Here is a 24,960-nt window from a genome sequence, read left to right on the forward strand (position 1 = left end):
AACGATAACCCGGAATATACAGCCCTCTTACCTTCTGCTTGAAGTGAGAGGGCTGTTTCTTTGTTTCCTAGAATATATTTTCTATCGTCAACATGTATTGAGTCTATTCATTCCACGCACAATATCAACTATATTTTACTAATTAAAACTGGCCGTTTTCATCCCCAAGTGTTGGTAACAACCGAAGCTTCGTCTATAATGAATACTATAGATTAACGATACCGTATCTAAAGGAAAACCGAAATCATGAATGCGAAGCATACCAAAAAGCACCGTTCCCGCTTCATCCCCTTTCGAATGACACGGGATATTGTGAAGGTGTGGAAATATGCGTATCGTCCCTTCCTCCTATTTGAATTGGTGTATAAATTGTTGACGATAGGCGTATTCATCCCGCTGCTCACTATACTGTTCAACAAAATACTCGATGTTGGGGGCTTCAATGCAGCCGCCAACCATGACCTGCTGCGCTTCGTGTTCAGCAGATATGGCCTAATCAGCCTCCTGCTCATGGCACCGATCGCAATAATGCTCATCTACACCGAGCTCGCGGTTCTCGTCTACATTGCCTATTATGGAATTCAGGAAAAGCGAGCACGAATTCGGCCTGTATTGCTCAAGGCGATTTCTCGCCTTCCAGGCTTATGGCGCATCGGGATATTCGGTCTCGCTCTCTATTTGCTGCTGCTGTTCCCTTTGCTTGACGCTGGCATCGGCGGATCACTGCTGCCTAATGTAACGATACCAAACTTCGTTACCGGAGAGCTGATGAAGACAAGTATTGGAACGATCGCCCTGGTCATTGTTGCACTGATTATCCTTGTTCTGAATTTGTTTTGCATTTACGCCCTTCCGATTATGGTATTAGAGGGGAAAAATCAATTTTGGAACGCTGCTCGCAGAAGCGGCCGATTGTTCTGGCGGAGCAAGTGGTCTTTAGTTAGAGCAGTATTAGAATGGGCCTTCATTTTCCTAATCCTGTTCATTCTGCTTATCTGTTTATTTATTTTCATTGGAATGATGCTTCCTGATGGAGGCGGCGAGTCTACCTTATTCATCACATTCGGTATAATGCTCAGTCTAGGCTTGTATATCGCTACCCTTGTCATGACGCCGCTGTTTATTACCGTTATTACATTGTTGTACGTACGTTATCAAGGTGTTCACAATGTGAACATCGATATCGATGGAGTTGATGCATCTGTATGGGAAGGCCGCGATATGCGGCGCTCACTCCTACGGCGGTACCGTTCAGCAGTGACTACTTTCGGGCTGCTCATTTTGATCGCTATCGGCTGGGGTGCAACCACCTTACTGACTGATTGGGGAGAAGCCAATGATAAGTTCATTATTATGGCTCATCGGGGCGCTGTTACCTCCGGTGTGGAAAATACGATGGGGGCCTTCGAAGGAGCTATTCGAGCAAGGGCCGATTATATTGAGCTCGACATTCTGCAAACGAAGGATGGCAAGCTTGCCGTCATCCATGATGAGAACTTGAAGCGGCTGTCCGGCAAAAATGTGAATGTGTACGACCTCACTCTCGCTCAGTTACAGCAAATTCCGCTGCGCGTTGGAGAATTTAGTGACTACGTGCCATCCCTTGACGATGTACTGGAGCGAACAAAGGGAAAGATCAAGCTGAATGTAGAGCTGAAAACACATGGGCATGAGAAAAACCTTGTTCCTATCTTTGTCGACACGATACGAAAACATAAAGCCGAAAAACAAATTATCGTGCAAAGCCTCGACTATGAGCTCGTACAGCAAGTGAAGAAGGCTGCACCAGACTTAACGGTTGGATATGTTATTTTTGCAACCTTCGCTCCGCTCAATCGATTCGAGGCAGACTTCTTCGTCGTAGAAGAGTCATTCGCTCGACCTAGGCTGATTCGCTCCGCGAAGATGAGCGGCAAGCCTATTTATGTATGGACCGTAAATGATGTGGATAGTGTTGAGCGCTTCTACACACTAGGGGCAGATGGGATTATTACAGATATCGCTGCCGAGGCAATCGATACGATCCAAATCTTGCATCAAGAAGAGAAATTGGAACAATAAATGACGGAGCTGCCGCTCCTTCATGCACGAACACCCGGTATGCAGCGCTAGCGGCCATCATACCGGGTGTTTTTGTCGTCATTTATATTTGGGCGTCTTCGTTGTCCTTATTCAGCTTTTCTCGTACGGATTGAAGCTTTTGAGCTACCGAAGAAGGCTTGTCTCTTCGATCATCTATTTTTAGCACAGTAGACACTCGCTGCGCTCCCGCTTCAAATGGACTCTCATGAAGAGCTTGCACCGCTGCAAGCAGCCGATCCAGCGGCCCTTCTATAATCGTTCCCATCGCGGTGAGCTCATAGGTAATACCTTCGACACTCTCCAGTGCCTTCTGCATCCCTGCCACATACCCGCTCAAGCTTGTAGAGCCCGTGCCCACAGGAATTACAGTAATCTCTGCTATTGCCACAACGATCAATCCTTTCTTGAACTAGCTCAGGCCCGTAATTCGGCCCTGCGAGTCAACAGATAAGCGCTCAGCAGCGGGCTCCGTCGGCATTCCCGGCATCGTCATCACTTGCCCTGTATGCACCACAATGAAGCCAGCCCCAGCAGACAAGCGGACATCCTTCACTTCAACGGTGAACTGCTCAGGTGCTCCAAGCTGACCTGCACGATCCGAGAAGGAATATGGAGTTTTCGCCATACATACAGGCAATCGGCTCACACCAAGCTGCTCTAACTTGCGCAGCGCACGCTTCGCTGCAGGATGATAATGAACGCCTGCACCACGATAAATGCGTGTAACGACTGCTTCAATCTTCTCCTCAATAGAGAATTCATCTGGATACAACAGTTGGAATTTCGCTTCTGTTTCGGAGGAATCAGCTAAGTTTGCTGCATAATGTGCCAGCTCTCGGCATCCTTCGCCGCCCTGTTCCCAAGCCTCCGACAAAATCGCCCGTACTCCCGATTCCCCGCATAATTCTATGACAGCCTCAAGCTCGGCAGGCGAATCGGTGGCGAATCGGTTCACTGCGACAACTAGCGGCACCCCAAATTGCTTCATATTTTCAATATGGCGCTTCACATTTACGAATCCGGCCCGAACCGAATCCACATTTTCAACAGCAAGCTCCTGTTTGGGAACACCGCCGTTATATTTCAATGCCTTTACTGTAGCAACCAGTACAACTGCCGATGGGAACAATCCCGTCTGACGGCATTTAATATCCATGAACTTCTCTGCTCCAAGATCGGCCCCAAAGCCCGCCTCCGTTACTACATAATCAGCCAGCTTCAGTGCAAGTCGCGTGGCCCGAACACTGCTGCAGCCATGTGCGATATTCGCAAAAGGCCCGCCATGCACCAGCACCGGATCTCCCTCTCCAGTCTGCACTAGGTTCGGGTGGATGGCATCCTTCAGCAATGCACACATCGCTTCCACTGCATTCAAATCCGCCGCAGTAACCGGTTCATCTTCTTCATTAAAAGCTACCACAATGCGTCCCAAGCGGCTGCGGAGATCGTCCATATCCTCAGCCAAGCACAATACGGCCATAATCTCCGAGGCCGTCGTAATCATGAACCCATCCTCGCGAACTGCACCATTGCCATCTCCTAGACCAATTACGATGCTTCTAAGCGCACGGTCATTCATATCGACCGCCCGCTTCCATACGATACGCGAAGGATGAATACGCAGCGCGTTTCCATGATAAATATGGTTATCCAGCATAGCAGCCAGCACACTATGCGCGGATGACACAGCATGAATGTCACCAGTAAAGTGTAGGTTAATATCTTCAGCAGGCACAAGCTGCGCTCTTCCGCTGCCTGTAGCACCGCCCTTCATCCCCATGCATGGGCCAAGAGATGGTTCCCGCAAAGCCGCTACCGCCTTGCGTCCAATACGATTTAGACCCTGCGTCAGCCCAATTGTCGTCAATGTCTTCCCTTCTCCTGCCGGCGTCGGATTCATTGCGGTGACAAGAATGAGCTTCCCGTTCGGTTGATTAGCTACGCGATCCCATACCTCTTGCCCCAGTTTGGCCTTGTACTTCCCGTACTGTTCTACCTCTTCCTGTGGAATGCCTAATTGCGCTGCAACATCTACGATACGCTTCATAGTTACGCCGTCTCCCCCTGCATCCGGTAGTGTTCAATCTGGAATACATGTGATATTCATTCCTAAGTTCCTATAATACCTAATACCCCTATTATACACGCCTATTCCGCCACTTACATGTGATCCTTACAACTCAATTGTGTCAAATGAAAAAAGAGCCTGTTTTCCCAGCTTCCACGTCTAAATGGATGCATGAGAAGCAGACCCTTCCTTCTCTATATAAATGGTTTTCTAATTATTGGCTCTAAGTCCCTTACCGCTGATGGTTCATGGCTCATGATGAATCGGAGCTGCCTCTGTCGGCACCCCTTCGAAAGCAGATGAATACACACGTCGAATATCGTCTTCCGTCAGCAGCAGCGGACTGCGAGCGAGCAATCTCCGCTGCTGTATGCCATCCTTCACGAGCGAATCCAATGCATCACGAGGTATCTCAAAAGCATCCAACGTATGCGGAATTCCTGACTCTTGAATCAACTGCTTCATCCGTTCGACCGCTAAGCAAGATGCCTCTGCATCCGTTAATTCCCGAGTATCTGCGCCCATCGCCTCTGCAATATGTCGAAGACGAGTCATACAAGCGCCACGGATATAATTCATCACATACGGCAGCAGCACAGCATTCGACTCACCATGGGACAAATGGAATTGTCCGCCCAATGGGTATGCAAGAGCATGAACGCCGCCCACTCCTGCGTTGAAAAAGGCTAGGCCGGCTAGATAACTGCCATAGCTCATGTCAGTCCGCGCTTCTTTGTCCGTACCATCCTTCACTGCCCGGACGAGCGAACGACTAATCAAGCGAATCGCATGCAGCGCTACCCCGTCCGTAGTTGGGCTGGCGTGGATCGATACATAAGCCTCAATCGCATGTGTTAGTGCATCCATTCCCGATGCCGCAGTAACCCGCGGCGGCACACTCACAGTCAGTTCTGGATCAATAATCGCCGCATCAGCCAGCAAATAATCGTGAGCCACAACATCCTTGGTCGTGTCCAATGACAGCACGGAAATATCCGTTACTTCCGAGCCTGTTCCTGATGTCGTGGGGATAAGAATTTTCGGCAGGCCCCTTACAGTCAATGGACGAGTCCCGCTTAGATTCAAATACTCCGCTACTGCTCCCTCATGCTGCGATAGAACTGCCGCCAGCTTCGCAAGATCCATCGCGCTTCCCCCGCCCAAACCAATGACGAGGTCGAACTTCCCTTCACGCGTATACTGGACGAGCGCCTCGCCTGCCGCAAGTGGCGGCTCGGGCATCGTATCCGCATAAATGTCAATCTCATAGCCTGCTTTCTTGAGTGGTTGAAGCACACGCTCCACAGTGCCGTTGCGATAAACCGACTTGCTTGTAACGCATAATATCCGTTTTGGCGCATGACGCTCTACTTCAGGCAACAGCTGGGCTACCGATCCCCAGCCAGTATATTGATAGGGTGCAAATCTGTGTGTAAACATTACTTACCTCACCTCTTCTTTAACTTGAACCTATTTTGCTAATGCTCACATGGATCCGGAAGTATGATCGTAACATCCTTCAAGTCCCTGATCAACCTACATCCATGGACAGCCCCCGCAAAAAGTGCTTGCAGCAGACACAAAGAAGAGCCGCCTCCTCGATACAAGCAGCTCTTCCTAACAAGCCGACATTGGATTAAAATGCCAATTGTAAAACTCCGATTGCATTAGGACACTTCTTGGGCAAGAGGGTTCATGCACAATCGGTAATAAAATCCTTCCATCTTCAGCAATTCACTATGCGTTCCACGCTCTATTATGCATCCATTCTCAATAACAAGGATTTGATCCGCTTCTCGGATAGTGCTTAATCGATGCGCGATCACAAAGCTCGTACGTCCCTTCATCAGGATTTGAAGCGCCCTCTGAATATGCATCTCTGTCCTCGTATCAATGCTGCTCGTCGCTTCATCCAAGATTAAGATGGCCGGATCGGCCAAAATAGCCCGCGCTATCGTCAACAACTGACGCTGGCCTTGGCTTACATTGCTTCCGTCCTCTGTCAGAACAGCATCATAGCCACCAGATAGACGCATGATAAACGAATGTGCGTTAGCCAGCCTTGCCGCCTGCTCAACCTCTTCCTCTGTCGCGTCCAGTCTTCCGTACCGAATATTATCCCTCACAGTGCCAGCAAACAAATAGGTATCCTGCAGTACCATGCCGATAGAGGCGCGCAGCTCGTCCTTATCCATATCCCTGATGTCTTGGCCGTCGATGAGAATAGAGCCATCATTGACATCATAGAAGCGCATCAACAAGTTGACAACCGTTGTCTTCCCCGACCCTGTCGGGCCTACAAGCGCTATTGTTTGTCCGGGACTCGCCGTCAGTTCAACATGCTTCAGCACTGGCACGTCCGGCTTATACCCGAAGGATACATTGCGAAAGACAACCTCTCCCTTTATACCCGTCATAGGCAAACTCATCTGTTGATCCGCATACTCCGTCTGTTCATCCATAATCTCAAAGATACGCTCCGCACCCGCAATCGCCGCTTGCAGCATATTGTATTGATTGGCCAGCTCATTTATTGGACGAGCGAACTGTTTGGAATAATTCAAGAAAGCCGTAATAATGCCGATTGTAATGACGCCTTGAACCGTCATATAACCGCCGACTGCCGCCACTAAGGCAAAGCTGATATTGTTGATGGCATTCATAAGCGGGGGAATGAAGCCTGAGAATGCTTGCGCTTGAATGCCTACCTTCTTCAACTGCATGTTCTTCTTTGCAAAGATAGCAATTGCCTCTTCCTCACGACAGAATGCCTTAATCACTCGCTGACCCGAGATCATTTCTTCAATATATCCGTTCATGTCTCCCAGCTCGCGCTGTTGATCGGCAAAAAATCGGCGTGTACGCTTGGCAATGCTCCGTGTAACAAACAGCCCAAGCGGAACGACAATAAGGCTGATTAATGCCAGTACAGGACTCAGTGCTATCATCATAGTGATAGCCCCAGTCACTGTGATAACGCTAGTGAAAATCTGAATGGTGCTCTGTGTTAAAGAATTGTTGATGTTTTCCACATCATTCGTCAATCGGCTCATCACGTCACCGCGAGGACGTTCATCGAAGAAACGAAGCGGCAATGTTTGTACCTTATCGAATACATCCTTCCGAATCGCCTTGACCGTCCGCTGCGATATGCTGGCCATCATATACGTATGAGTCCATGACGTGAATGCACCGAGCGCGTATATCATAATTAATCCCGATACCAGTGTTCCGAGCAGCGCGAAGTCCGCCGTACCGCGGCCAATTCCAAGACTATCTATAGCCTTGCCAATCATGTAGGGCCCAATGAGTGCACATATGGAGCTTGCGACGACGAGCAGAAAAACAAGAAACAGCGGCGTACGCTCTGCACGCAAGTACCTCCACAGCCTTAACACCGTCGCCTTGGATTGCTTCGCCTTCTTGGGGGAACCCATGAGATGCATGCTTCCGCCCGAACCAGGCCCTTTATGTCCCATCATTTTTATGGAGGGCTCAGTGGCGGAACCTTGCTCTTGCTCTCTCCTTGAACGAGAATGATGTTCTGACATGCTATACCGCCTCCTCTCCTACTTGAGAACGATAAATATCCTGATACACGTCACAGTTCTCCATCAAATCCCCATGAGTACCTATGCCAACAATACAGCCGTCATCCAGCACAATGATTCGATCCGCATCCAGCACGGAACTAATTCGCTGGGCAACAATGAAGCATGTCGTACCCTTCAGTTGTTCACGGAACGCCTTCTGCATACGCGCCTCCGTACCTGTATCCACCACACTCGTGCTGTCATCTAGTATGAGGATGGCGGGCCGCTTCAGCAGCGCCCGTGCAATGGACAAGCGCTGCTTCTGCCCGCCTGACAGATTGACACCCCGCTGGCCAATTATCGTATCGTAACCATCGGGCAGCTTGTGAATGAACTCAGTGGCTTGCGCGGCTTCAGCAGCGGCCTGCACCTCTTCTTCCGCCGCATCCGCTTGCCCCCAGCGAATATTATCCCGAATCGTCCCCGAGAACAAAATAGACTCCTGAAGCACCATGCCAACCTGTTGCCGCAGATAGCGCAAGGGAATATGACGAATATCTGTCCCATCGAGCAGGATACGACCTTCGGTCACATCATAGAAGCGAGGGATTAAATTGACAAGCGTCGACTTACCCGCACCGGTCGACCCCAGAATGGCAATTCGTTCTCCCGGTTGCGCCGTGAAGGAAATTTGCTGCAGTACCAGTTGTCCCCCTCCCCCCGCATAGCCGAAAGAGACATTATCGAAGGAGAGCTCACCGCGCGAAGCCGAATGTGTTGACGACCTATCTTCCAGATTACATGCTTCACCATCTGCACAGCTATCTGCACTGCTGTACGAGGCATCAGCGACGTTGTCAGCAATGTTATCAGCAATATCAGTCTTCGTATTCAGCACCTCTGCGATCCGATCAGCAGATACCTTGGCACGAGACAACGTCATTAGCATCATTCCAACCATCATGAGGGCGAACAAGATCTGCATCATATAGTTTGTAAATGCAATGACCTCGCCCACCTGCATGCTACCGCCGTCGACCTTCATGCCGCCAAACCATAGAACAGCTACAATACTAAAGTTCATCACCAGCATCATGACAGGCATCATGAGCGCCATAACTCGAGCTGCCCTTACCGTCATCTCTGCCAAGTCTTCATTTTTCTCTTGAAACCGTTCTTTCTCATAATCAGAGCGAACAAATGCTTTAATTACGCGAACTCCTGCAAGGTTCTCACGAATGATGCCATTCAATTTATCCAGTCTTGTTTGTACATGTTTAAATAAGGGAATGCCTTTACGAAAAATGAGGATTAATGCCCCAAGCAGCAGCGGCACTGTCACGAGGAAAATAAGAGCCATCTGCGCGTTTAGGGCAAAAGCCATGCCAATTCCGCCAATAAACAACAGCGGAAAACGCGTCAGCATGCGAAGCATCATAAGAACCACGTTTTGGACTTGAACCACGTCGTTCGTTAATCGAGTAATTAGAGAGGAGGTATGGAACTGATCCAATTTGTCGAAGGAGAAAGTTTGAATGTTCTTGAACATGTCCAAGCGAATATCCGCACCGACGTGCTGAGAAGCAGTGCTGGCGAAATAGACGCAGCCCATTCCACCTGCGATTCCAACCAAAGCGATCCCGACCATCATGAGCCCTGTTCTTGCGATATATCCCATATCCTGATTCGCTACACCATAATCAACAATATGAGACATAAGTGTCGGCTGCATTAAATCACACATGACCTCAACGAGCATGAGGAGCATGGCGCATAGTGCCGCTTTGCGATAGGGCAGTATATAAGCAAATAACTTTTTCATGGTATTAGCGCACACCTTTCACATTAGTTTGACAACTAATAATAAATGTCGAACTTATTCGTCTGTTTCCTCCTCATCATAAGGAGATAGATTATGATGCATATGCAGCAAAAAACGGCGAAGCAGTATTTTTTCCTCTTCTCGGAATCCCTGAAAGCACTGCTGTTCAACTTCCTTCACTGCCTCCTGCACATGTCCGACTGCCTCCTTGCCCTTTGGCAGCAAATACACCCGCGACACGCGCAAATCTTCCTCATCTGACCGCCGCTCAATGAGTCCCGCTTTCTCCAAGCGGTTCAGCATCACTGTTACGGTTGCTGGCTTAATTTTCGCCTTCGCTACCAGCTCTTTCTGACTGCGGCCATCCTGATCACTGAGCAAAAATAGCATTGGCAGCTGACCAGGATGAATGCCTACGTCCTGAACCTTCTTCATCATTTCATTGTTGTACGCCCGAACAACCTGCGTGAGCAGCACCTCTAGCGAATCCAAATATGTATCATCCATCGCTTGCAAACACCCTCCCATTTATTTAGCCGACTACCTATTTTGTGACAGTAGTCTATCATAGTCATGAATCCGATTCAAGCACCCTATCCATAAGTGCTTAAATGCACACAAAAAAGCGCCTGCTGAAGCAGACGCCTTTATTCCTCTTATATTCAACCTCATCCACCGAACTGCCTTATTTATGGCTGGCATGAAGATCATGCATATTCTGGTGAAGCTCCTTAATCATATGATTCATCAAGTATTGTTCTTGTGAATTCAATCCGTGCTGATTGTCCTGCGCAATATATTGCTGGATATTCCGTTTCAACAGTTCATTTCGTCGATCTAACATTTGTTCGTAACTCAAACAGAAGTCACTCCTCGCTTGTTGTACGTGCACAATTTTAGCCTATTTAAGTATACGGAGTAGACTCATGTTAGAAAAATGTGGTGACAGCTCCTCCTGCCGCTTTTGCCCGCAAGAAAGATCATCCACATGGCAAAGTACCGTTCGTTTGCAGTTATCCTCGCAAATGCTCTTTCATCGTCCTCCATGTTAAATGAGGAGTCTTATCCTACTCTTAGATGGAGAGATAACTTGCTAATTGAGCATAAATGCTTACCATCTCGTCAAGCTTCATCCGCACAAGTCCGCTAGAGGAAGGAGCCACAAATTCACATACTCCCTCAATAACCGGTGTATGTTGTATTCCCCAAGCAACACCCTTGCGCCCGCTGTACTTCTCATATACGCCCTTGCCCACAAAGCATACAGCTTGCGGCTTATAAGTATCAATCTTTTGTCGAAGCAACTGTCGGCCCTCGGCGTATTCCTCTGCCGTGATTTCCGCAGCTGTTCGCGTTGGTCGAGCGACAATATTCGTAAATCCATAACCCAGTTCAATAAGATCCCCATCTTCCTCCGGCCGATATAAGCGCGGGGTCAGCCCCGCCTGATAAATGATTTGCCAAAATCGATTGCGTGGATTGGCATAATGATGCCCTGTCGCCCCTGATCTCAGACTGGGATTATAGCCAACGAACAAAATGCGCAAATGCGGAGCAAGATGATCTGGGATGGCATTCATGGATTTGACCTCCTTCATTCATTTACAGCATCATGTGAAATTAGAAAATTTCGCATATTTTTCGAAGTTGCCTCACATAATAAAAGAGCGGCAACATGCAAAACGGCATGACTATGTGATTTTTGTTATCACCGTGCCGACTGCGCTCGCAAACATACTTGGAACTTGCCGAGTCAATCGTGAATAGAGGGGCTGTCCATATGGGCAGTTCTTTTCATTCAGCCCGCGCTTTTATTTATCCCATCTCATCAGCGCGCACAAATAAAAGGAGGGTTCTACCATGTACTATGCAAAAAAACAACCCGAGCCAGTTCCCGAGGAGCAAACATCCATTTGGCAATGCAGTCAAGACGGCTGCTCTTGCTGGATGCGGGAGAACTTCACATTCGACGAAACCCCAACCTGCCCGATTTGCCAATCCGCCATGGTTGAATCAACGCGGATGCTCCCTACACTAACGAACAACACCAATTACGCCCACACGAAGTAGAACGCTCAACTTCGATGACCGCGGCTGGCTTCACCGGTTCATGGACTGGAGGCTGGCCGCATTTTTTTCTATAGCGAAAGGGGTCTGTCCTGCTCGCAATAAGCTGTCCAGACCTCTTAGTTATTCCACTTCTTAATTAACGAACAACAACTGCGGTGCCGCTTACGGCAACCATCAGCATTCCTTCACGCACAACTTCATAATCCACATCAATGCCGACAACAGCGTTGGCTCCGAGCCGTCTTGCTCCATCCTTCATTTCTTCCATCGCAATTTCGCGCGCTTCCTTCAATTTGCTTTCATAAGCGCCAGCGCGTCCGCCCACCACATCACGCACAGATGCAAGGAAATCTCGAACAACGTTAGCGCCCATGATGGCCTCTCCTGTAACAATATCTTTATATTCTACGATTTCTCTTCCTTGAATAATTGATGTTGTGGTAACGATCATAGCTTATTTCCTCCTAAGGCAAAGTTGGGATGATGAAGTATTCACTGTCTTCTATAATCTCCAGTATACAGGGTGTCATTCATTGAACCCATCGAATTACATGACAATCTGCTATCTTTTACTTACATTTTCGCAACATCCATCGCTACGAAACCCGTCAGCCTGATCAGTGATCGTCTTGACAAAGACACAACCGATTGGTTATATTTTACATAAGGATTGAATAACAACATTTCTTGCGACGGAAGCACCCGTAGGAATGGGCAGAAACGCCCTTCTTGCGGGTTTTTTTGTTGCCTGGAAAATGAATGAACGATTAAGGAGGTTTAGAATGAAAAGAAGAATTGGGAACATCATAGCTATCATGCTAATCGCATTGCTCCTGCATCCACCATTCTTAGCTATATCCCATGCAGCCGGGAAAGAATTGTCTCCCTCAGCCAAGTCAGCAATGACGAAAATGACGGAATCGACAGCGACTGTACAAGCAAGCTCTATGAACACCATGTACAGTGAATTGATTGCTCTGCAAAATCAAATCCTGCAGCGTGATGGTTCATTAAAAAAGCTGCAAGCAAAAAACAAGGGGACCTTAACCAATATCCGCAGCAGGCTCCAGCAATGGGATACTGATAAGATTAACAAACTGGAAGCCTCTCTAAAGCAGACAAGACAGCGCTATGAGCCCCTGTTCGCTTCTTATCAGCTACTGAACGATCAAATTTCCCGTATAGTCTCCAAAAAAGACGAGAGAAAGGAAATGCTGCGCAAGCAGCGCGATATTGTGAAGGCCGCTGTACAGCTAGCCCGAATGGATATTAAAGCAAAGGTAGGGGCTGTGAAGAAAGCGCGAGACAGCAGATCGAAATTCGTCAAACGTGTACGTGAGATTCTGGCGGGCATTCCTTCCGTCAATGCGCAAATGAAATCTGAGCGGAGCAGGGTCAGCGAACTCCATAAACGCGCTACACCTCTATGGAGCTCACTCCATCGAGCCGTCAAGAAGGGGGATGCAAAAAGCTCGCTCCAATCCCTAACATCGCTTGTCTCTCTTATTCGTCAAATTGATCAGTCCAAGAAGAAGCTGGAGCAGCATGAGGCACGCATTACCGAGATCCTGCACAAAGCAAGAGCAGCGTTTGCTTGACGTTCATTAGGTTTTTATTATGGTTGTCATGTAATGAGCCAGATTTCTTCTGTAAAAATGAAAATCCCCGGAGTTTATCCGGGGAACCTTTATACCGATTGCTTATGTTGTTCTATGATGGCAGCGCTGCGTTCATCTTCATTAGCATAACGTGTAAAGCGCGCTTCAATTTTTTTGCTAATATACAAGGACAGACCGATAAATAAGACAACAAAAATAAGCTGCAATGGGTGATCAATAAACCGTTGAATATCGTGGCCAATATAAGATACGGTGAACACCATTAGCGCCTTCCCGAATGAAATGGCGATGAAGAAGGAACGAATGCGCATACGCGCCACGGCCGCGACCATATTTATGAGGACGAACGGCCCTACAGGAAAAATACTGAGCAGGAAAACATAACTGAAGGCGTTATGACGCACCCACAACATGCTCTTCTTCACCTTCGGCTTTTCTGCCCAACGAGACAGCAGAGGGTGGCCTGCTATCTTGCGAACGATGAGGAACGTCAACATGCAGCCGCTCACAATTCCGATCCAAGAATAAAGGAACCCCCACCACAGCCCATATACCGCAGCATTGACACCAACAATGACAATGGTAGGCAGCGGAGGGATAAAGGATTTCATGAATGTTAACAAGATGCCGGGCAGCGGCCCGAAGGAACGGAATTGCTCCAACAGCGCCGTCAAATGTTCTTCTGTAAAATAAGAGGTAATCTCGGATAATTCCATGTTGTACGTATCCACCAGCCTCTATATTAATCTGTCTGAAAATGGTTCTATCCCCTTGCAGTCATGCAAATTGTTAGCTTGCTTGCAAATAGCATAACATAATTTAGGAAGCTCATACGCTTTCCTGCACAAAAAAAGATCGACAATTACATGGCACATTCCAAGCTCACTTCGTACATAATCATTACCAATGCATATGAAAAAAGCCGACCCTGAGGGTCAGCTCCTTGTTGTACAGCTTATTCTGAATACCTATAATAAATGCCCCAAACCTAAGGTTTGGGGCATTGTATTTACGTGTCTTACAGCTTTACAACGTTCTCAGCTTGTGGTCCACGGTTGCCTTCAACTACGTTGAACTCAACGCGTTGGCCTTCGTCCAACGTTTTGAATCCGTCGCCAGTGATTGCGGAGAAGTGTACGAATACATCGTTGCCGCCTTCAACTTCGATGAAACCGAAACCTTTTTCTGCGTTGAACCATTTAACTGTACCTGTTTGCATGAACAAATACCTCCTAAAATTTACATGACCTCTTATTTACATTAATAAATAAAATTCACATATTGGACAAGGTTATTCTGTTTCAAAATAACCCTCTGCAATATGTGAATCAGGTCAAATTTGAATATAGTTATCTTACCACAGGATTACCTAAATAGCAATTCCTGTTTTTTAATTTGTTTTTGAATCGCGTTGTCGAAGCCGTACCTTCAACGAACTTGGACACGACAGCAGCTGCGCTAGTTCACAACGTCTACTCGATCAACCTTCTTAATCGTCATATATATAACGAATACACCAATTAGTGCCAAGCTAATTGGAATGATAATGATGGAATTTAACGATATACCGCCAACTCCTACATTGTTGGAGCATACAATAAGCGAAATAAGCAAGGAAGAAGTAATCGTTACCGGCGTCGAATATTTCTTCATGCCAAAATATAAAGGAATGAGACTCATCAAACTCGCTGCCAGCGCGTTCATCACGAATTGGAATGCCCCTTCCCCGATAATCGACAAGGTCAGCGTCTCTTGAATGCTGGGTTTCACGGCATTAGCCGTCAGCAAAATCGCACTGAGCACGATTTCAGATAAAATAATGCTGACGAATGTAAATGTACAAACAATGAACAGCTTACTGATCAAGAGCTTTTTCCGGCTTATCGGGTACATGAACAAGATGTTGATGGTCTTAGATTTATACTCCTCGATAATATATCGTGATAATAGCACAGCTGCAAAGGTAATAAACGTCAGCCGTACGATTGAATCCACGCCCGCAAAAAGGGCATTATATTCGGGAAAAGCAATATCATCTAACGGTGTCCGGGTATATAACATTAAAAATAGTAACGCCATCATGACGACGTTAGCTATGATCGCCCCACGTATGTATCCGCCAATTTTAAACTTTCGAAGCTCCAATTTTACTAGATTAAGCAACATGATCGCCTCCATCCAATAACGATAAAAAGTACTGCTCCAAGGAACTGTTTTTCTTGTGGATCGATTCAATTTGGATATCATTCAGGACCAATTCCTTCGTCAACACTCCTTGCTGGATATTCGGATCATATACCCGGATCATCCGCTCATCCATAACCCGCAGATTGTGTATGCCTAACTTATCTTCTAGCAGGAATGAAGCTCGCGTGCAGTCGCTTGTCACAATCTCAACATATTCACAATTTTTCATTCGAACCTCATCCATGGATACCTCTTTAATTAACCGGCCATGATTAATGACGCCAATCGTATCTGCGACAAGCTCAATCTCACCCAATAAATGACTGGATATCAAAATTGTCGTGCCATATTGCTTGCTCAGCATAAGCAGCAAATCCCGGATCTCCTTAATCCCTATCGGATCCAGTCCGTTAATAGGCTCATCAAACATAAGCAACTCCGGCTTCGTCGATATTGCTCTCGCGATACCGAGGCGCTGCTTCATTCCTAATGAAAAGTCCTTGACCGATTTATTTCCAACATGATGAAGCTTCACAAGCTCCAGTGCCTCATCAATGGAATGCATATTGTGATACCCCATATATGCACAATGCAGTTCCAGATTATCTCTCGCCGACAGCTTGTCATAAAATACGGGGTATTCGATAATTGTCCCCATGCGGGATAGCAGATGATAGGAATCAGGAGCTAATGTTTCTCCGAACAATTCGATTTGACCAATCGTAGGCTTAATTAGGTTCGTGATCATCTTCATGATCGTTGTTTTGCCGGCCCCGTTCGGCCCTAGAAATCCATAGATCTCTCCCTGGCGAATATTCATATTTACATTCGAGACGACCTCTTTGCCTTGGAACGTCTTCGACAGATGATGTGTACGTACTAGATACGTCATGGCAGTATCTCCTCTCACTCAGTTGCCAATTTCCCGATGTCTTCATAGTTATTGTATAAGACAGTGTTCTCTTATTCCTTACTCAATCCTTACAAAAATCTTAAGCCCTATGGGGTGATTGTTTTACCGGCTGTATACACCATATGTGAATTTGCAAATCAGTCTTTTAACTACTCTAATTATTATCATATGGACATGGCGGCGATTCAAATGAATATTTATGTTCTATATCTGAATTCACTAGCATATCAATTTCTCGTAATAGAGTAAGATACGACACTCTGTCCGATGTATGATTCAACTCTAGTAGGTTAATACTTGTAGTATGTATACCAACTAGTATTTTCTTATCATTGACAAATTGTTCCTCTTAACCTATATTGAGCATGATAGTTCCCTATGCCTAGGATCTCAGTCATCTACGCTTACATTTACGAAGCACTTAATTAAATCTCATAGGGCACACTAATCGAAAGATTAGGCCGCAAAGCTTCGGAGTCTAACGGTCTTATGACCTATGACAGTCCGGCTGCAACTAACGATCGCGTTATTGCAGCCGGACTTTTTTTATTTATGTGAGGTTCCGACGGAATTAACTTTCCGTTGAGCTATATAAATAAGAATGAGGAGGCATGGACTCACTGTAGTTAAGGGAGGAATAAAATGAAAAAATGAGGTGGCGAATTGAATGAAACGTAGAGTAAAGTTAGCTGTAACATGGCTGTGCGTATTTGCCGTGTTCTTCGGGTTTATTCCTCACACACTGCAAAGTGCAGATGCAGCCGCACAAGATCCAATCTGGCCAGAACCAGGTGCTGTGAAATTAAGCAAGACAGCGAAGCCAACCGGGACGCCGGGAGAATGGCAGATTACTCTAACCGCCGAAGGGAAGAACGTTGAAGCCGGTGACACCGATGTCGTACTTGTCTTAGACAAGTCAGACAGTATGAGATCCTACAAACGGTTAGACAATGCCAAAAAGGCAGCAGAGAAATTTGTAAATACGCTGCTTTTTTCCAACGTCAAAACAAGAATTGCTCTTGTCACGTTTAGCACCAGCTCAGAGGACACATCATCCGGATTCCTTGGCCAGAATGATAAACAGCAGCTCCTGAACAATATTAAGGGTATCTCGGCTTCCGGAGGGACAAACATACAAAGCGCTCTCTACACAGCACATCGTTTATTAGCTACCAAGAGTTCAGCCAAAAATAAATTTATTGTGCTGCTCAGCGACGGTGCGCCAACGTTCAGTTCTCCTGCAAAAAAAGCTGCCTCTTATTCATGGCCCAACAATAAGTACAACTTTGTATTATCAGATTTTGACTACACCAAGACTATCGGTTCAGGCAACAGCTATCAATTATCCTCTGGCTTGTTCGGGGATCGATACACGATAGGCAACTATACGGTTAAGGACAATGGAATTCCTACGATATCTCAAGCCAAGGCATCCAAGGATGCAGGAATCAACATTTATTCGATCGGGCTTGAGGTCGGCAATGATGCTAACGCTGTATATGTATTAAAGAACAGCGCTTCAGCAAACAACTATTACCCATCTGACAGTGCGGAGCTGGAGAAGGTTTTCTCTGAACTGGCAGGGAAAATCTCTTACGCGGCTGAAAATGCTGTAGTCAAGGATCCGATGGGTGAAATGTTTAACCTTATTTTCAAGGGTAATGCGCCTGTTGAAAATCAAGACTATAAAGTATCTCAAGGGACAGTGAAATGGGATGCAGCTTCTGAAACGTTTGTATGGGACGTTGGCAACATCGTAGAAGGAAGTCCGGCAACCTTGACATATACCATCAAAATGGACTCTTCCAAAAATCCAAGCGCCGATGTCAATTACCCGACAAACGGGCGAACTACCATGGAATACACAGATGTGAATCAACAACGTACATCAAAAGAGTTTGAAGTGCCGCAAGTCAGCTTCGGCAAAGGCTCCATACTTGTGAAAGGCTACAAGGTAAATGACCAAGGCGAGCCTATTAACGCAGACGGCAAGGTTGTTGAACGTGTGGATCTTGCAGAGCAGTTGTACAGTGGATCCTTCACCGTCAACGGCAAGGACGCGCTGGACATAGGGCCGAAATACAAGGTGCCTGCTCCGAAGCTTGATAACTATGTATTGAAAAAGGGTACTGATCCTACAGAAGAAACGTTAACGATTCAGGAGCCTAATAAAACCATATGGTTCGGATATGCGCTAGCTCCACATAAGTTAACGATTAAGTACGTAGATAGAGAAACAGGTAAATCCATCGCTAACGACGACTCTTCTCTCTCCGGCACAATCGGACAGACGATTACGTTGAAGGCTCTGGACATTCCAGGTTACACACCTGAGAAGACTGAGGTTCAGTACACGTTCAAGGCCAAGGACAACGAATACACCTTCTTCTACAAGAAGATGGATCTTCCTATCACCATCAAGTTCGTCGATAAAGATACGAGCAAGTCCATTGCTGACGACGACACTTCTCATTCAGGCAAAGTTGGCGAGGCCGTTACGTTGAAAGCTCTGGATATTCCGGGTTACACGCCTGAAAAGGCGGAAATAACCTATACCGTCAAAGCTACAGACAACGTGGTTACCTTCTTCTACACCGCGAATCCACAAAAATAACCATCCACTACATTGACCAAGACACCAAGCTACCTATCGCAAAAGACTCTTCGAAAGACGGCAAAACTGGAGAATCAGTAACACTGACTGCACTTGAAATCACAGGCTACACTTCAGTGAATCCGGAAGTCAAATACACATTCACGGCTGAGGCTAACCAAGAGCATACCTTCTTCTACACCAAGAATGCTCCTGTAGAACGCACTGTTCACGTCCACTATAAAGAGGCGGATACTGGTGCGGTTCTGAAGGAATCTACTTCGACAAGCGGTAAGGTTGGAGAAACGGTTACGCTGAAGGCGGAAGATATTACGATTAATGGTGTTGTCTACGTTCCTAACGCTTATGAACATGAATACACCATTACTGACAAAGAGGAGCAATCCTATACCTTCATCTACACCAAGAAGGACGTTATTCCTCAAGAACGCACCGTGCACGTCCACTATAAGGATGCAGCTACTGGCACAGTTCTGAAGGAGTCCACTTCAACAAGCGGCAAGGTTGGGGCAACCATCACACTGAGAGCAGAAGATATTACAGTTGATGGTGTAATCTACGTGCCAGCTTCCTATCAGCATGAATACGCAGTCACTGAGCAAACTGAACAATCCTATACGTTCTTCTACAGCAAGAAAGAGCTGCCAACCTATTTCGTAACTGTTCATCATCTTGAAGAAGGCACTGACGCAGTGCTGCATGAACCTACTACGGTCAGTGGAAAGTCTGGCGAAGTCGTTCATGTAACAGCTGAGCCAATTTCCGTCGCTGACGCCGTGTACCAGCCAATAAAATTCAACCATGACATTACAATTGAGGGGACTCCAGAACAACTGTATACGATTTACTACAAGAAGGGCGAACCAGTAGAGCCATTGCTGCTGACGGTATTGCATCTGGATAAGGAAACTCTTGCACCGCTGGCAGAACCAACTTCACTGAAAGGCAAAGCCGGGGAACACATTACGCTGAAACCTACACCGATTACTGTGACAGATGCAGTCTACAACCCGGAACACGCTGCTTATGACTATGTCTTCACGGGAGAAGCGACTCAGACCTTCTCTATCCTCTACATTAAGAATCCAATTACTCATCCAGATCAACATGTGACAATTAAGTATGTGGAGCAGGGAACAGGCAAGCAGTTGGTGAATCCAACGACGAAGAACGGCAAGGCCGGGGAAAAAGTAGAGCTTACAGCACTGTCCATATCAGGGTACACACCTGTGAAATCCACTGACACTTACACCTTCACCGATAAGGAAGGGCAAGAATACATCTTCTATTACACACGAAACTCAAGTGGCGGAGGCAGCAGCAGTGGCGGCAGTAGTTCCTATTATCCAAGCTCCAAGCCATTACCACCAGTTCCACCAGTACAACCATTGCCGCCGGTACCAAAGTTAGAAACCAGCTATCACTACAATTACATCAATGGATATCCGGACGGTAAAATCAAGCCGGAAAATCTAATTAGCCGCGAGGAAGTAGCTGTTATTTTCTATCGCCTAATGGAAAATAGCACACGGGCTAACTTCTTGAAGGGCACGAACTCCTATAAGGACATTGCCGAAAAACGTTGGTCGAACAGGCACATCTCCACCATGGAGAATGCGGGCATTATCAAGGGATACCCTGATGGCTCCTTCCTGCCGGAAAGACCAATTACAAGAGCAGAGTTCGCCGCGATTGCTTCGAGATTCGATAAGCTGAACGAGCAGCCGAATACGATGTTCTCCGATATCAGCGGTCACTGGGCGGAGAAATACATTGTATCCGCTGCGAACAAAGGTTGGATTAAAGGTTATAAAAACGGCACATTTAAGCCAAATCAATACATTACTCGCGCCGAAGCTATGGCCTTCATCAACAGCGTGCTGAACCGCAAGGTTCACAATGATGAAATTCATAAGGACGCGAAAAAATGGCCTGACATTACTCCAACGAACTGGTACTATTCCGATGTGATGGAAGCCACGAACTACCATGACTACCACCGCATCAAGGATAACTTCGAATCGTGGGATAAAGTCAACGCCGATGTTGTCTATCCATAATCGCAACAAAGCACGATTATGCAGCAAAGCGCCTATTCGACGCATGTCGAGGAGGCGCTTCTTCTTCTATGTAAGGCTCTCAGTTGGCAAACAGCTTAGCCATAAACTCATACGTTAATGGCATGCTGTCCTTCAAATCGCTCCGAGTCGCATCGCTATACAAGTACAAACTTGCCGCTTCAGCGAAATATTCCGTTGGGTATGCCGATACATAGCCATCGCCTTTGTATTTCACACTTGCTTCTTTGTTGAAAATATTTATGAATTCGTCTGTGCCGCTTACTTCATTGAGTACAAGACGATCAACAGCATGCAGTGTTTCGTGAATTTCCAGATTGAGCGAATTATGACCCTTCCCTTTCTCGCTATATCCAATGCGAACTGCAACTACTCGCTCACTCACTCCGGGAACATCATCCCATGTTAACCCAGTGCCTTCCCATCCTCTAGGTACTACCCCTTTCAGATAAGCAAGCTCCGGCTCGTTCGTTATGGCGCCTTGTGTAAGCTTAATTTTAACCCCTTTGCTGTACAAGGCGTCCAAGATCGATGTTGGAATCTTCTCCAGCCGCTGCTTCATTGCAGCCGCCTCACTATGGTTGTATTCACCGCTAGGCAACACAACCAGCTTGTCCAAAATGGACTGCTCCTGTGCATGAGCCGGAGCTGCAAATAACGGACATACGATCATAACTGCAAGAATAAGTGCGACAACACGCTTGTCCCATTTCACGATACATTCTCCTCCCGAAGCGAAAACAACTGAATGATCGATTCAGCACTGCCCTGCTTCATGATTGGTAACTGGCTGGCTTAGCAAGATACGCTGTAGCCCCTATAGCTTTGCGTCACCATTTTTCAATGGCTTTGCCTTTATACAAATACGGAGTGCGATATGAAGTTTACAAGCAATAAAAAAGATCCCCACTTACCGAAATAAGAAGGGATCGTAACGTGCATTTTCGCTGCCGCTATTCCTCTATACCCGGTAACTGGCTGGCTTAGCGAAATTCGCCGTAGCCCCTATAGTTTTGCGTCGCCATCTTTCGATGGGTTTGCCTTTATCTATATAGACTCTATCAATTTGGAAAATAAATCTATTAGTTCTATATCACCAGATTAATGCTGCTAGAATCGAAAGTCAAGCAAGAAACGGCAATTTCTTACAAGAAAATTAGCTCCTTTTGCCCAACCTAAGGCAGTATTGTGCCTAACCCTGTCTCTATCACGCACAACGAAAAGCTTCTATTACTATTTTATTGAATAGTTACTATACAAAATAACCGTACTTTTATTAGAAAAGCAGTTCGATTATGATAACAGCACAACAGGGCGCACCTTGGATGTGAAGGAGCTATTGGGGTAAGACAGAGGGGGAATAGATCTATGAAGGCAATTGTATTCGGAAGCACTGGCTTTATTGGAAGCCATGTCGTTGAACAGTTGCTGCTTGCTGGACACGAAGTAACTGCTGTGGCGCGCCATACAAGCAACACCTTATGGCTTGAGCAAATGGGCGTTCATGTAACTCGACTTCAATTGATGGATCCAGCAGAGGTGGCCAACGTTATTAAGGGACATGATGTGGTGTACAACTGTACGGCAGATGCGAAGCTCCATACGATGATACGTGCAGAAGCGCCTGTAGAGATTCAATTGACGAGATTACTGGCAGAAACTGCAGCTGCCCAAGGGGTAGCTCGTTTCATTCAACTGAGCACCATTGTTGTCTATGACTTCCACAGCAATGAACCAATCGATGAACAATATGATACGCAGCCGATATACCCTATTCAGCAATTAGGACTGACAAGGGAACAGATTGTGAGGGAAATTGGCGACCGAACCGGAATGACGTCCATCATTTTGCGGCCAGCCAGTGCGATCGGCATTCGAGATAAGACATCATTCTTTGCACGAATGTTCAAGACTCATCAGAGCGATCAGTATCCTATAGTTGAGAGTGGAGCAGCCAAGGTATCGCTTGTAGATACCCGCGATATCGGTCGCGCAATGGCATGGCTCGGAACCTACGATCAGCCCGCACAAGACAACGGTATCTATGTGTTAAAAGGGTTCGACACATCCTGGAAGCAGTTGAAGAAAGCCATTGATGACGCTGTAGGGAAGTCAGCAGCTGAACTCCATATTCCCGCAACTCTAACAGAGAAGCAGTTGAAATCGTATCACATGTCACCTTTTGCACGGGATACATTAACGACCAACCGCATCTGGAACGATAACAAGATCCGCATGCTGGGCTTCCATACCCAATATACCTTGCAGGAGGCCATTACAGACGCAGTTGAGGATCTAATGAACCGACAGCAGAAAACACCTTATCACTAACTGGACTAATTGAAACTGGTCTGAAGTAAGAAAAGGCAGTCCTAACTTAGTCAACAACTTAAAATTGCTGACTTGTTAGAACTGCCTCTTCTCTAGGTATTGTCATCATCTAAAAAAGAAACACGTTATCCGTGTCCCCAAAAGCTAAATAGTACTATAAAGCATTTTCCTTCAACCCTTATTTGGATTGAACTGGACTTGTGTTAGCAAGAACAGCTATCTTCTTCTCGCCCTTGACCATAGCTGACTTGCATTGCGGGCATGTCGGTTCATTGGAAAACGAGAAATTGTCTCTCATCCATCCATTACATTCTTCGTTCGAACATATCCACACCGATGTCATTTCCATCGGCACATCCTCCTGTGATTTCTTCCGCGAGCTGTACAAACCCCATCTCTCCTCACATGATATGTTGATACGCCGACTGTAAATATAAAAGCCCCAAACGTCACGTTCGGGGCACGATATTGCGACTACAGCCGAATCAGTATTGTTCCATTATACCATATTTCCAAATTAATCTGTATGAAAAGTGGTTCTCCATTCCAATTCCGCACAAATCTAAGCAAAAGGAGTTGTTGAAAAGCTTCTATTTTCTGCCGTAATCAGCCTTAATCTCGCCCCAATGCTCCGTTTCCCATTTCAAGATTTTGTTGCTGTACGTATTCGTTTGCAGCCAGTGAAGCGCCCGGTCGACCAGATTCCATACTTCCTGCGTTGACTCATTGCGAACCAGTGTGGTCGCCACCTTCTTCTCCCGAACCCACTTCATGGCTGTCCGAGAATCGCTGTAAATTGTTTTATTACTGCCCTGCTGCTTAAGATAAGCCAAGGAATGTACAATGGCAAGAAACTCCCCTAGATTGTTCGTGCCATTTGGAATTGGGCCTTTTGCAAAGAGCACCTCTCCCGTTTTCGTGTCTACGCCCTGATACTCGATTGGGCCTGGATTCCCCCTCGTCCCTACATCTACGGAAATGCTATTATAATCAATTTCCGATTTGGATACAGGAGCTGAGGCTCCCTTCGATTTACCGGTCGCTCCTTTCTTTGCCGCACCTTGTCCCCAATGCTTCTTCCAGCCTTCCTGATAGGCCTTCTCCGCTTCTGCCTTGGATGTATAGGACTTATATTTTGCATCCTTATAATTGCTCACCTGTGCCTGACATTGCGGCCAGCTCGTATAAATTCCCGGCTTACTGCCTTCCCATACCACATAGTATTTTTGCTGCGCCATATATCATACCGCTCCTTCACCTTCTACTTCTCTATTGACGGCGAATCGCCTGCCATCCACCAGATGCACAAAAAGCAAATGATGCCCCTTATTATCCAGCGTTCCCTCATCACATTGACGTCCATTGACATCCATTGACGTTCGTTTACGTCCATCCCCAGCAAAATCCGTCTCTGTCCCACGCAATTTTGCCGCGATGGAGCTTGCGGAACGCCTTCTTGACTTCCTTGTCGAGTGAAGCATTTCCATTCTCGTTCACATATACAAAATGCTCTCCGAAGTTGGCCTTCACATATTCAATGACATCGCTCTGATAAGCAACGCCCTTTGTTCTGATTTCATCGACCATCCATTCCGCTACCTGTTGAGCCGTGTATTCCACCAACATTCCACTCCTAATTCATA

Annotated in this window: 23 protein-coding genes and 3 riboswitches; of the genes, 6 read left to right on the forward strand and 17 right to left on the reverse strand. The window is 46.6% G+C overall.

Going from position 1 to position 24,960, the window contains the following annotated elements; genetic code table 11:
* The first annotated feature begins 246 nt into the window (after nt 1-246).
* On the forward strand, nt 247-2,061 hold the full coding sequence (locus tag PAV_RS03660; protein ID WP_005543618.1) for a glycerophosphodiester phosphodiesterase: 1,815 nt from the start codon (nt 247-249) through the stop codon (nt 2,059-2,061).
* An 82-nt stretch (nt 2,062-2,143) separates the two neighbouring features.
* On the opposite strand, the gene PAV_RS03665 is transcribed toward PAV_RS03660, so the two are convergent.
* The 8 genes from PAV_RS03665 to mug all read right to left on the reverse strand — a co-directional run bounded on the left by PAV_RS03665 (nt 2,144) and on the right by mug (nt 11,085).
* Nucleotides 2,144-2,470 carry an MTH1187 family thiamine-binding protein gene (locus PAV_RS03665; RefSeq protein WP_005543619.1) on the reverse strand — a complete coding sequence of 109 codons (327 nt, stop codon included), beginning with the start codon at nt 2,468-2,470 and terminating at the stop codon, nt 2,144-2,146.
* Between the two features lie 21 nt (nt 2,471-2,491).
* Complete coding sequence (locus PAV_RS03670; RefSeq protein WP_005543620.1) at nt 2,492-4,129, reverse strand: formate--tetrahydrofolate ligase; 1,638 nt, start codon at nt 4,127-4,129, stop codon at nt 2,492-2,494.
* 267 nt (nt 4,130-4,396) lie between these two features.
* Nucleotides 4,397-5,590: an iron-containing alcohol dehydrogenase gene (locus tag PAV_RS03675; RefSeq protein ID WP_005543621.1), complete on the reverse strand. Its 1,194-nt coding sequence runs from the start codon at nt 5,588-5,590 to the stop codon at nt 4,397-4,399.
* A gap of 227 nt (nt 5,591-5,817) precedes the next feature.
* The gene (locus tag PAV_RS03680) at nt 5,818-7,701 is read right to left on the reverse strand and encodes an ABC transporter ATP-binding protein (protein WP_005543622.1); all 1,884 of its coding nucleotides are present in this window, start codon (nt 7,699-7,701) and stop codon (nt 5,818-5,820) included.
* A gap of 1 nt (nt 7,702) precedes the next feature.
* Nucleotides 7,703-9,505: an ABC transporter ATP-binding protein gene (locus tag PAV_RS03685; RefSeq protein ID WP_005543623.1), complete on the reverse strand. Its 1,803-nt coding sequence runs from the start codon at nt 9,503-9,505 to the stop codon at nt 7,703-7,705.
* 54 nt (nt 9,506-9,559) lie between these two features.
* Nucleotides 9,560-10,012 carry a MarR family winged helix-turn-helix transcriptional regulator gene (locus PAV_RS03690; protein ID WP_005543624.1) on the reverse strand — a complete coding sequence of 151 codons (453 nt, stop codon included), beginning with the start codon at nt 10,010-10,012 and terminating at the stop codon, nt 9,560-9,562.
* A 178-nt stretch (nt 10,013-10,190) separates the two neighbouring features.
* The gene (locus tag PAV_RS34440; protein WP_005543625.1) at nt 10,191-10,364 is read right to left on the reverse strand and encodes a hypothetical protein; all 174 of its coding nucleotides are present in this window, start codon (nt 10,362-10,364) and stop codon (nt 10,191-10,193) included.
* A 214-nt stretch (nt 10,365-10,578) separates the two neighbouring features.
* Nucleotides 10,579-11,085 carry a G/U mismatch-specific DNA glycosylase gene (mug, locus tag PAV_RS03695; RefSeq protein WP_005543626.1) on the reverse strand — a complete coding sequence of 169 codons (507 nt, stop codon included), beginning with the start codon at nt 11,083-11,085 and terminating at the stop codon, nt 10,579-10,581.
* 280 nt (nt 11,086-11,365) lie between these two features.
* On the opposite strand from mug, the gene PAV_RS03705 reads away from it, so the two are divergent.
* Nucleotides 11,366-11,575, forward strand: coding sequence for a cold-shock protein (locus tag PAV_RS03705; RefSeq protein ID WP_005543627.1), 210 nt, complete (start codon nt 11,366-11,368; stop codon nt 11,573-11,575).
* Between the two features lie 136 nt (nt 11,576-11,711).
* Here PAV_RS03705 and PAV_RS03710 read toward each other — a convergent pair whose 3' ends face one another.
* A complete protein-coding gene (locus PAV_RS03710) occupies nt 11,712-12,026 on the reverse strand; it encodes a YbjQ family protein (protein ID WP_005543628.1) in 315 nt (104 codons plus the stop codon).
* 331 nt (nt 12,027-12,357) lie between these two features.
* Between PAV_RS03710 and PAV_RS03715 the strand changes: the two genes are divergently transcribed.
* Entirely contained in the window at nt 12,358-13,173 is an 816-nt protein-coding gene (locus PAV_RS03715) for a hypothetical protein (RefSeq protein WP_005543629.1), read from the forward strand.
* Nucleotides 13,174-13,262: 89 nt separating this feature from the next.
* Here PAV_RS03715 and PAV_RS03720 read toward each other — a convergent pair whose 3' ends face one another.
* The 4 genes from PAV_RS03720 to PAV_RS03735 form a co-directional block, all read right to left on the reverse strand.
* The gene (locus PAV_RS03720) at nt 13,263-13,910 is read right to left on the reverse strand and encodes a TVP38/TMEM64 family protein (RefSeq protein ID WP_005543630.1); all 648 of its coding nucleotides are present in this window, start codon (nt 13,908-13,910) and stop codon (nt 13,263-13,265) included.
* 302 nt (nt 13,911-14,212) lie between these two features.
* Nucleotides 14,213-14,413: a cold-shock protein gene (locus tag PAV_RS03725; RefSeq protein WP_005543633.1), complete on the reverse strand. Its 201-nt coding sequence runs from the start codon at nt 14,411-14,413 to the stop codon at nt 14,213-14,215.
* Between the two features lie 239 nt (nt 14,414-14,652).
* Nucleotides 14,653-15,360 (reverse strand): ABC transporter permease, encoded by a 708-nt coding sequence (locus tag PAV_RS03730; RefSeq protein WP_005543635.1) that lies wholly within the window; start codon nt 15,358-15,360, stop codon nt 14,653-14,655.
* The gene (locus PAV_RS03735; protein WP_005543637.1) at nt 15,350-16,273 is read right to left on the reverse strand and encodes an ABC transporter ATP-binding protein; all 924 of its coding nucleotides are present in this window, start codon (nt 16,271-16,273) and stop codon (nt 15,350-15,352) included. The genes PAV_RS03730 and PAV_RS03735 overlap by 11 nt, the downstream gene beginning before the upstream one ends.
* A gap of 449 nt (nt 16,274-16,722) precedes the next feature.
* Nucleotides 16,723-16,810, forward strand: a riboswitch (cyclic di-GMP riboswitch).
* Nucleotides 16,811-16,961: 151 nt separating this feature from the next.
* Here PAV_RS03735 and PAV_RS03740 point away from each other — a divergent pair.
* Both PAV_RS03740 and PAV_RS32110 read left to right on the forward strand, forming a co-directional pair.
* Nucleotides 16,962-18,908, forward strand: a complete 1,947-nt coding sequence (locus tag PAV_RS03740) for a VWA domain-containing protein (RefSeq protein WP_005543639.1) — start codon at nt 16,962-16,964, stop codon at nt 18,906-18,908.
* A gap of 35 nt (nt 18,909-18,943) precedes the next feature.
* The gene (locus PAV_RS32110; protein WP_238555763.1) at nt 18,944-20,968 is read left to right on the forward strand and encodes an S-layer homology domain-containing protein; all 2,025 of its coding nucleotides are present in this window, start codon (nt 18,944-18,946) and stop codon (nt 20,966-20,968) included.
* Between the two features lie 79 nt (nt 20,969-21,047).
* Here the strand turns inward: PAV_RS32110 and PAV_RS03750 are convergent, their stop codons facing one another.
* Nucleotides 21,048-21,701, reverse strand: coding sequence for an anthrax toxin lethal factor-related metalloendopeptidase (locus PAV_RS03750; protein WP_005543643.1), 654 nt, complete (start codon nt 21,699-21,701; stop codon nt 21,048-21,050).
* Between the two features lie 63 nt (nt 21,702-21,764).
* A riboswitch (cyclic di-GMP riboswitch) is annotated at nt 21,765-21,850 on the reverse strand.
* 102 nt (nt 21,851-21,952) lie between these two features.
* Nucleotides 21,953-22,038, reverse strand: a riboswitch (cyclic di-GMP riboswitch).
* A 316-nt stretch (nt 22,039-22,354) separates the two neighbouring features.
* Between PAV_RS03750 and PAV_RS03755 the strand changes: the two genes are divergently transcribed.
* Nucleotides 22,355-23,317, forward strand: coding sequence for an NAD-dependent epimerase/dehydratase family protein (locus PAV_RS03755; protein ID WP_005543644.1), 963 nt, complete (start codon nt 22,355-22,357; stop codon nt 23,315-23,317).
* A gap of 178 nt (nt 23,318-23,495) precedes the next feature.
* On the opposite strand, the gene PAV_RS03760 is transcribed toward PAV_RS03755, so the two are convergent.
* From PAV_RS03760 to PAV_RS03770, 3 genes are all read right to left on the reverse strand, one after another.
* Complete coding sequence (locus PAV_RS03760) at nt 23,496-23,705, reverse strand: cold-shock protein (protein ID WP_040734930.1); 210 nt, start codon at nt 23,703-23,705, stop codon at nt 23,496-23,498.
* A 202-nt stretch (nt 23,706-23,907) separates the two neighbouring features.
* Nucleotides 23,908-24,555, reverse strand: a complete 648-nt coding sequence (gene rnhA / locus PAV_RS03765) for a ribonuclease H (protein ID WP_005543645.1) — start codon at nt 24,553-24,555, stop codon at nt 23,908-23,910.
* 145 nt (nt 24,556-24,700) lie between these two features.
* Complete coding sequence (locus tag PAV_RS03770; RefSeq protein ID WP_005543646.1) at nt 24,701-24,937, reverse strand: DUF6953 family protein; 237 nt, start codon at nt 24,935-24,937, stop codon at nt 24,701-24,703.
* Nucleotides 24,938-24,960: the final 23 nt, after the last annotated feature.

This window comes from Paenibacillus alvei DSM 29, assembly GCF_000293805.1.
Classification (GTDB): domain Bacteria; phylum Bacillota; class Bacilli; order Paenibacillales; family Paenibacillaceae; genus Paenibacillus_B; species Paenibacillus_B alvei.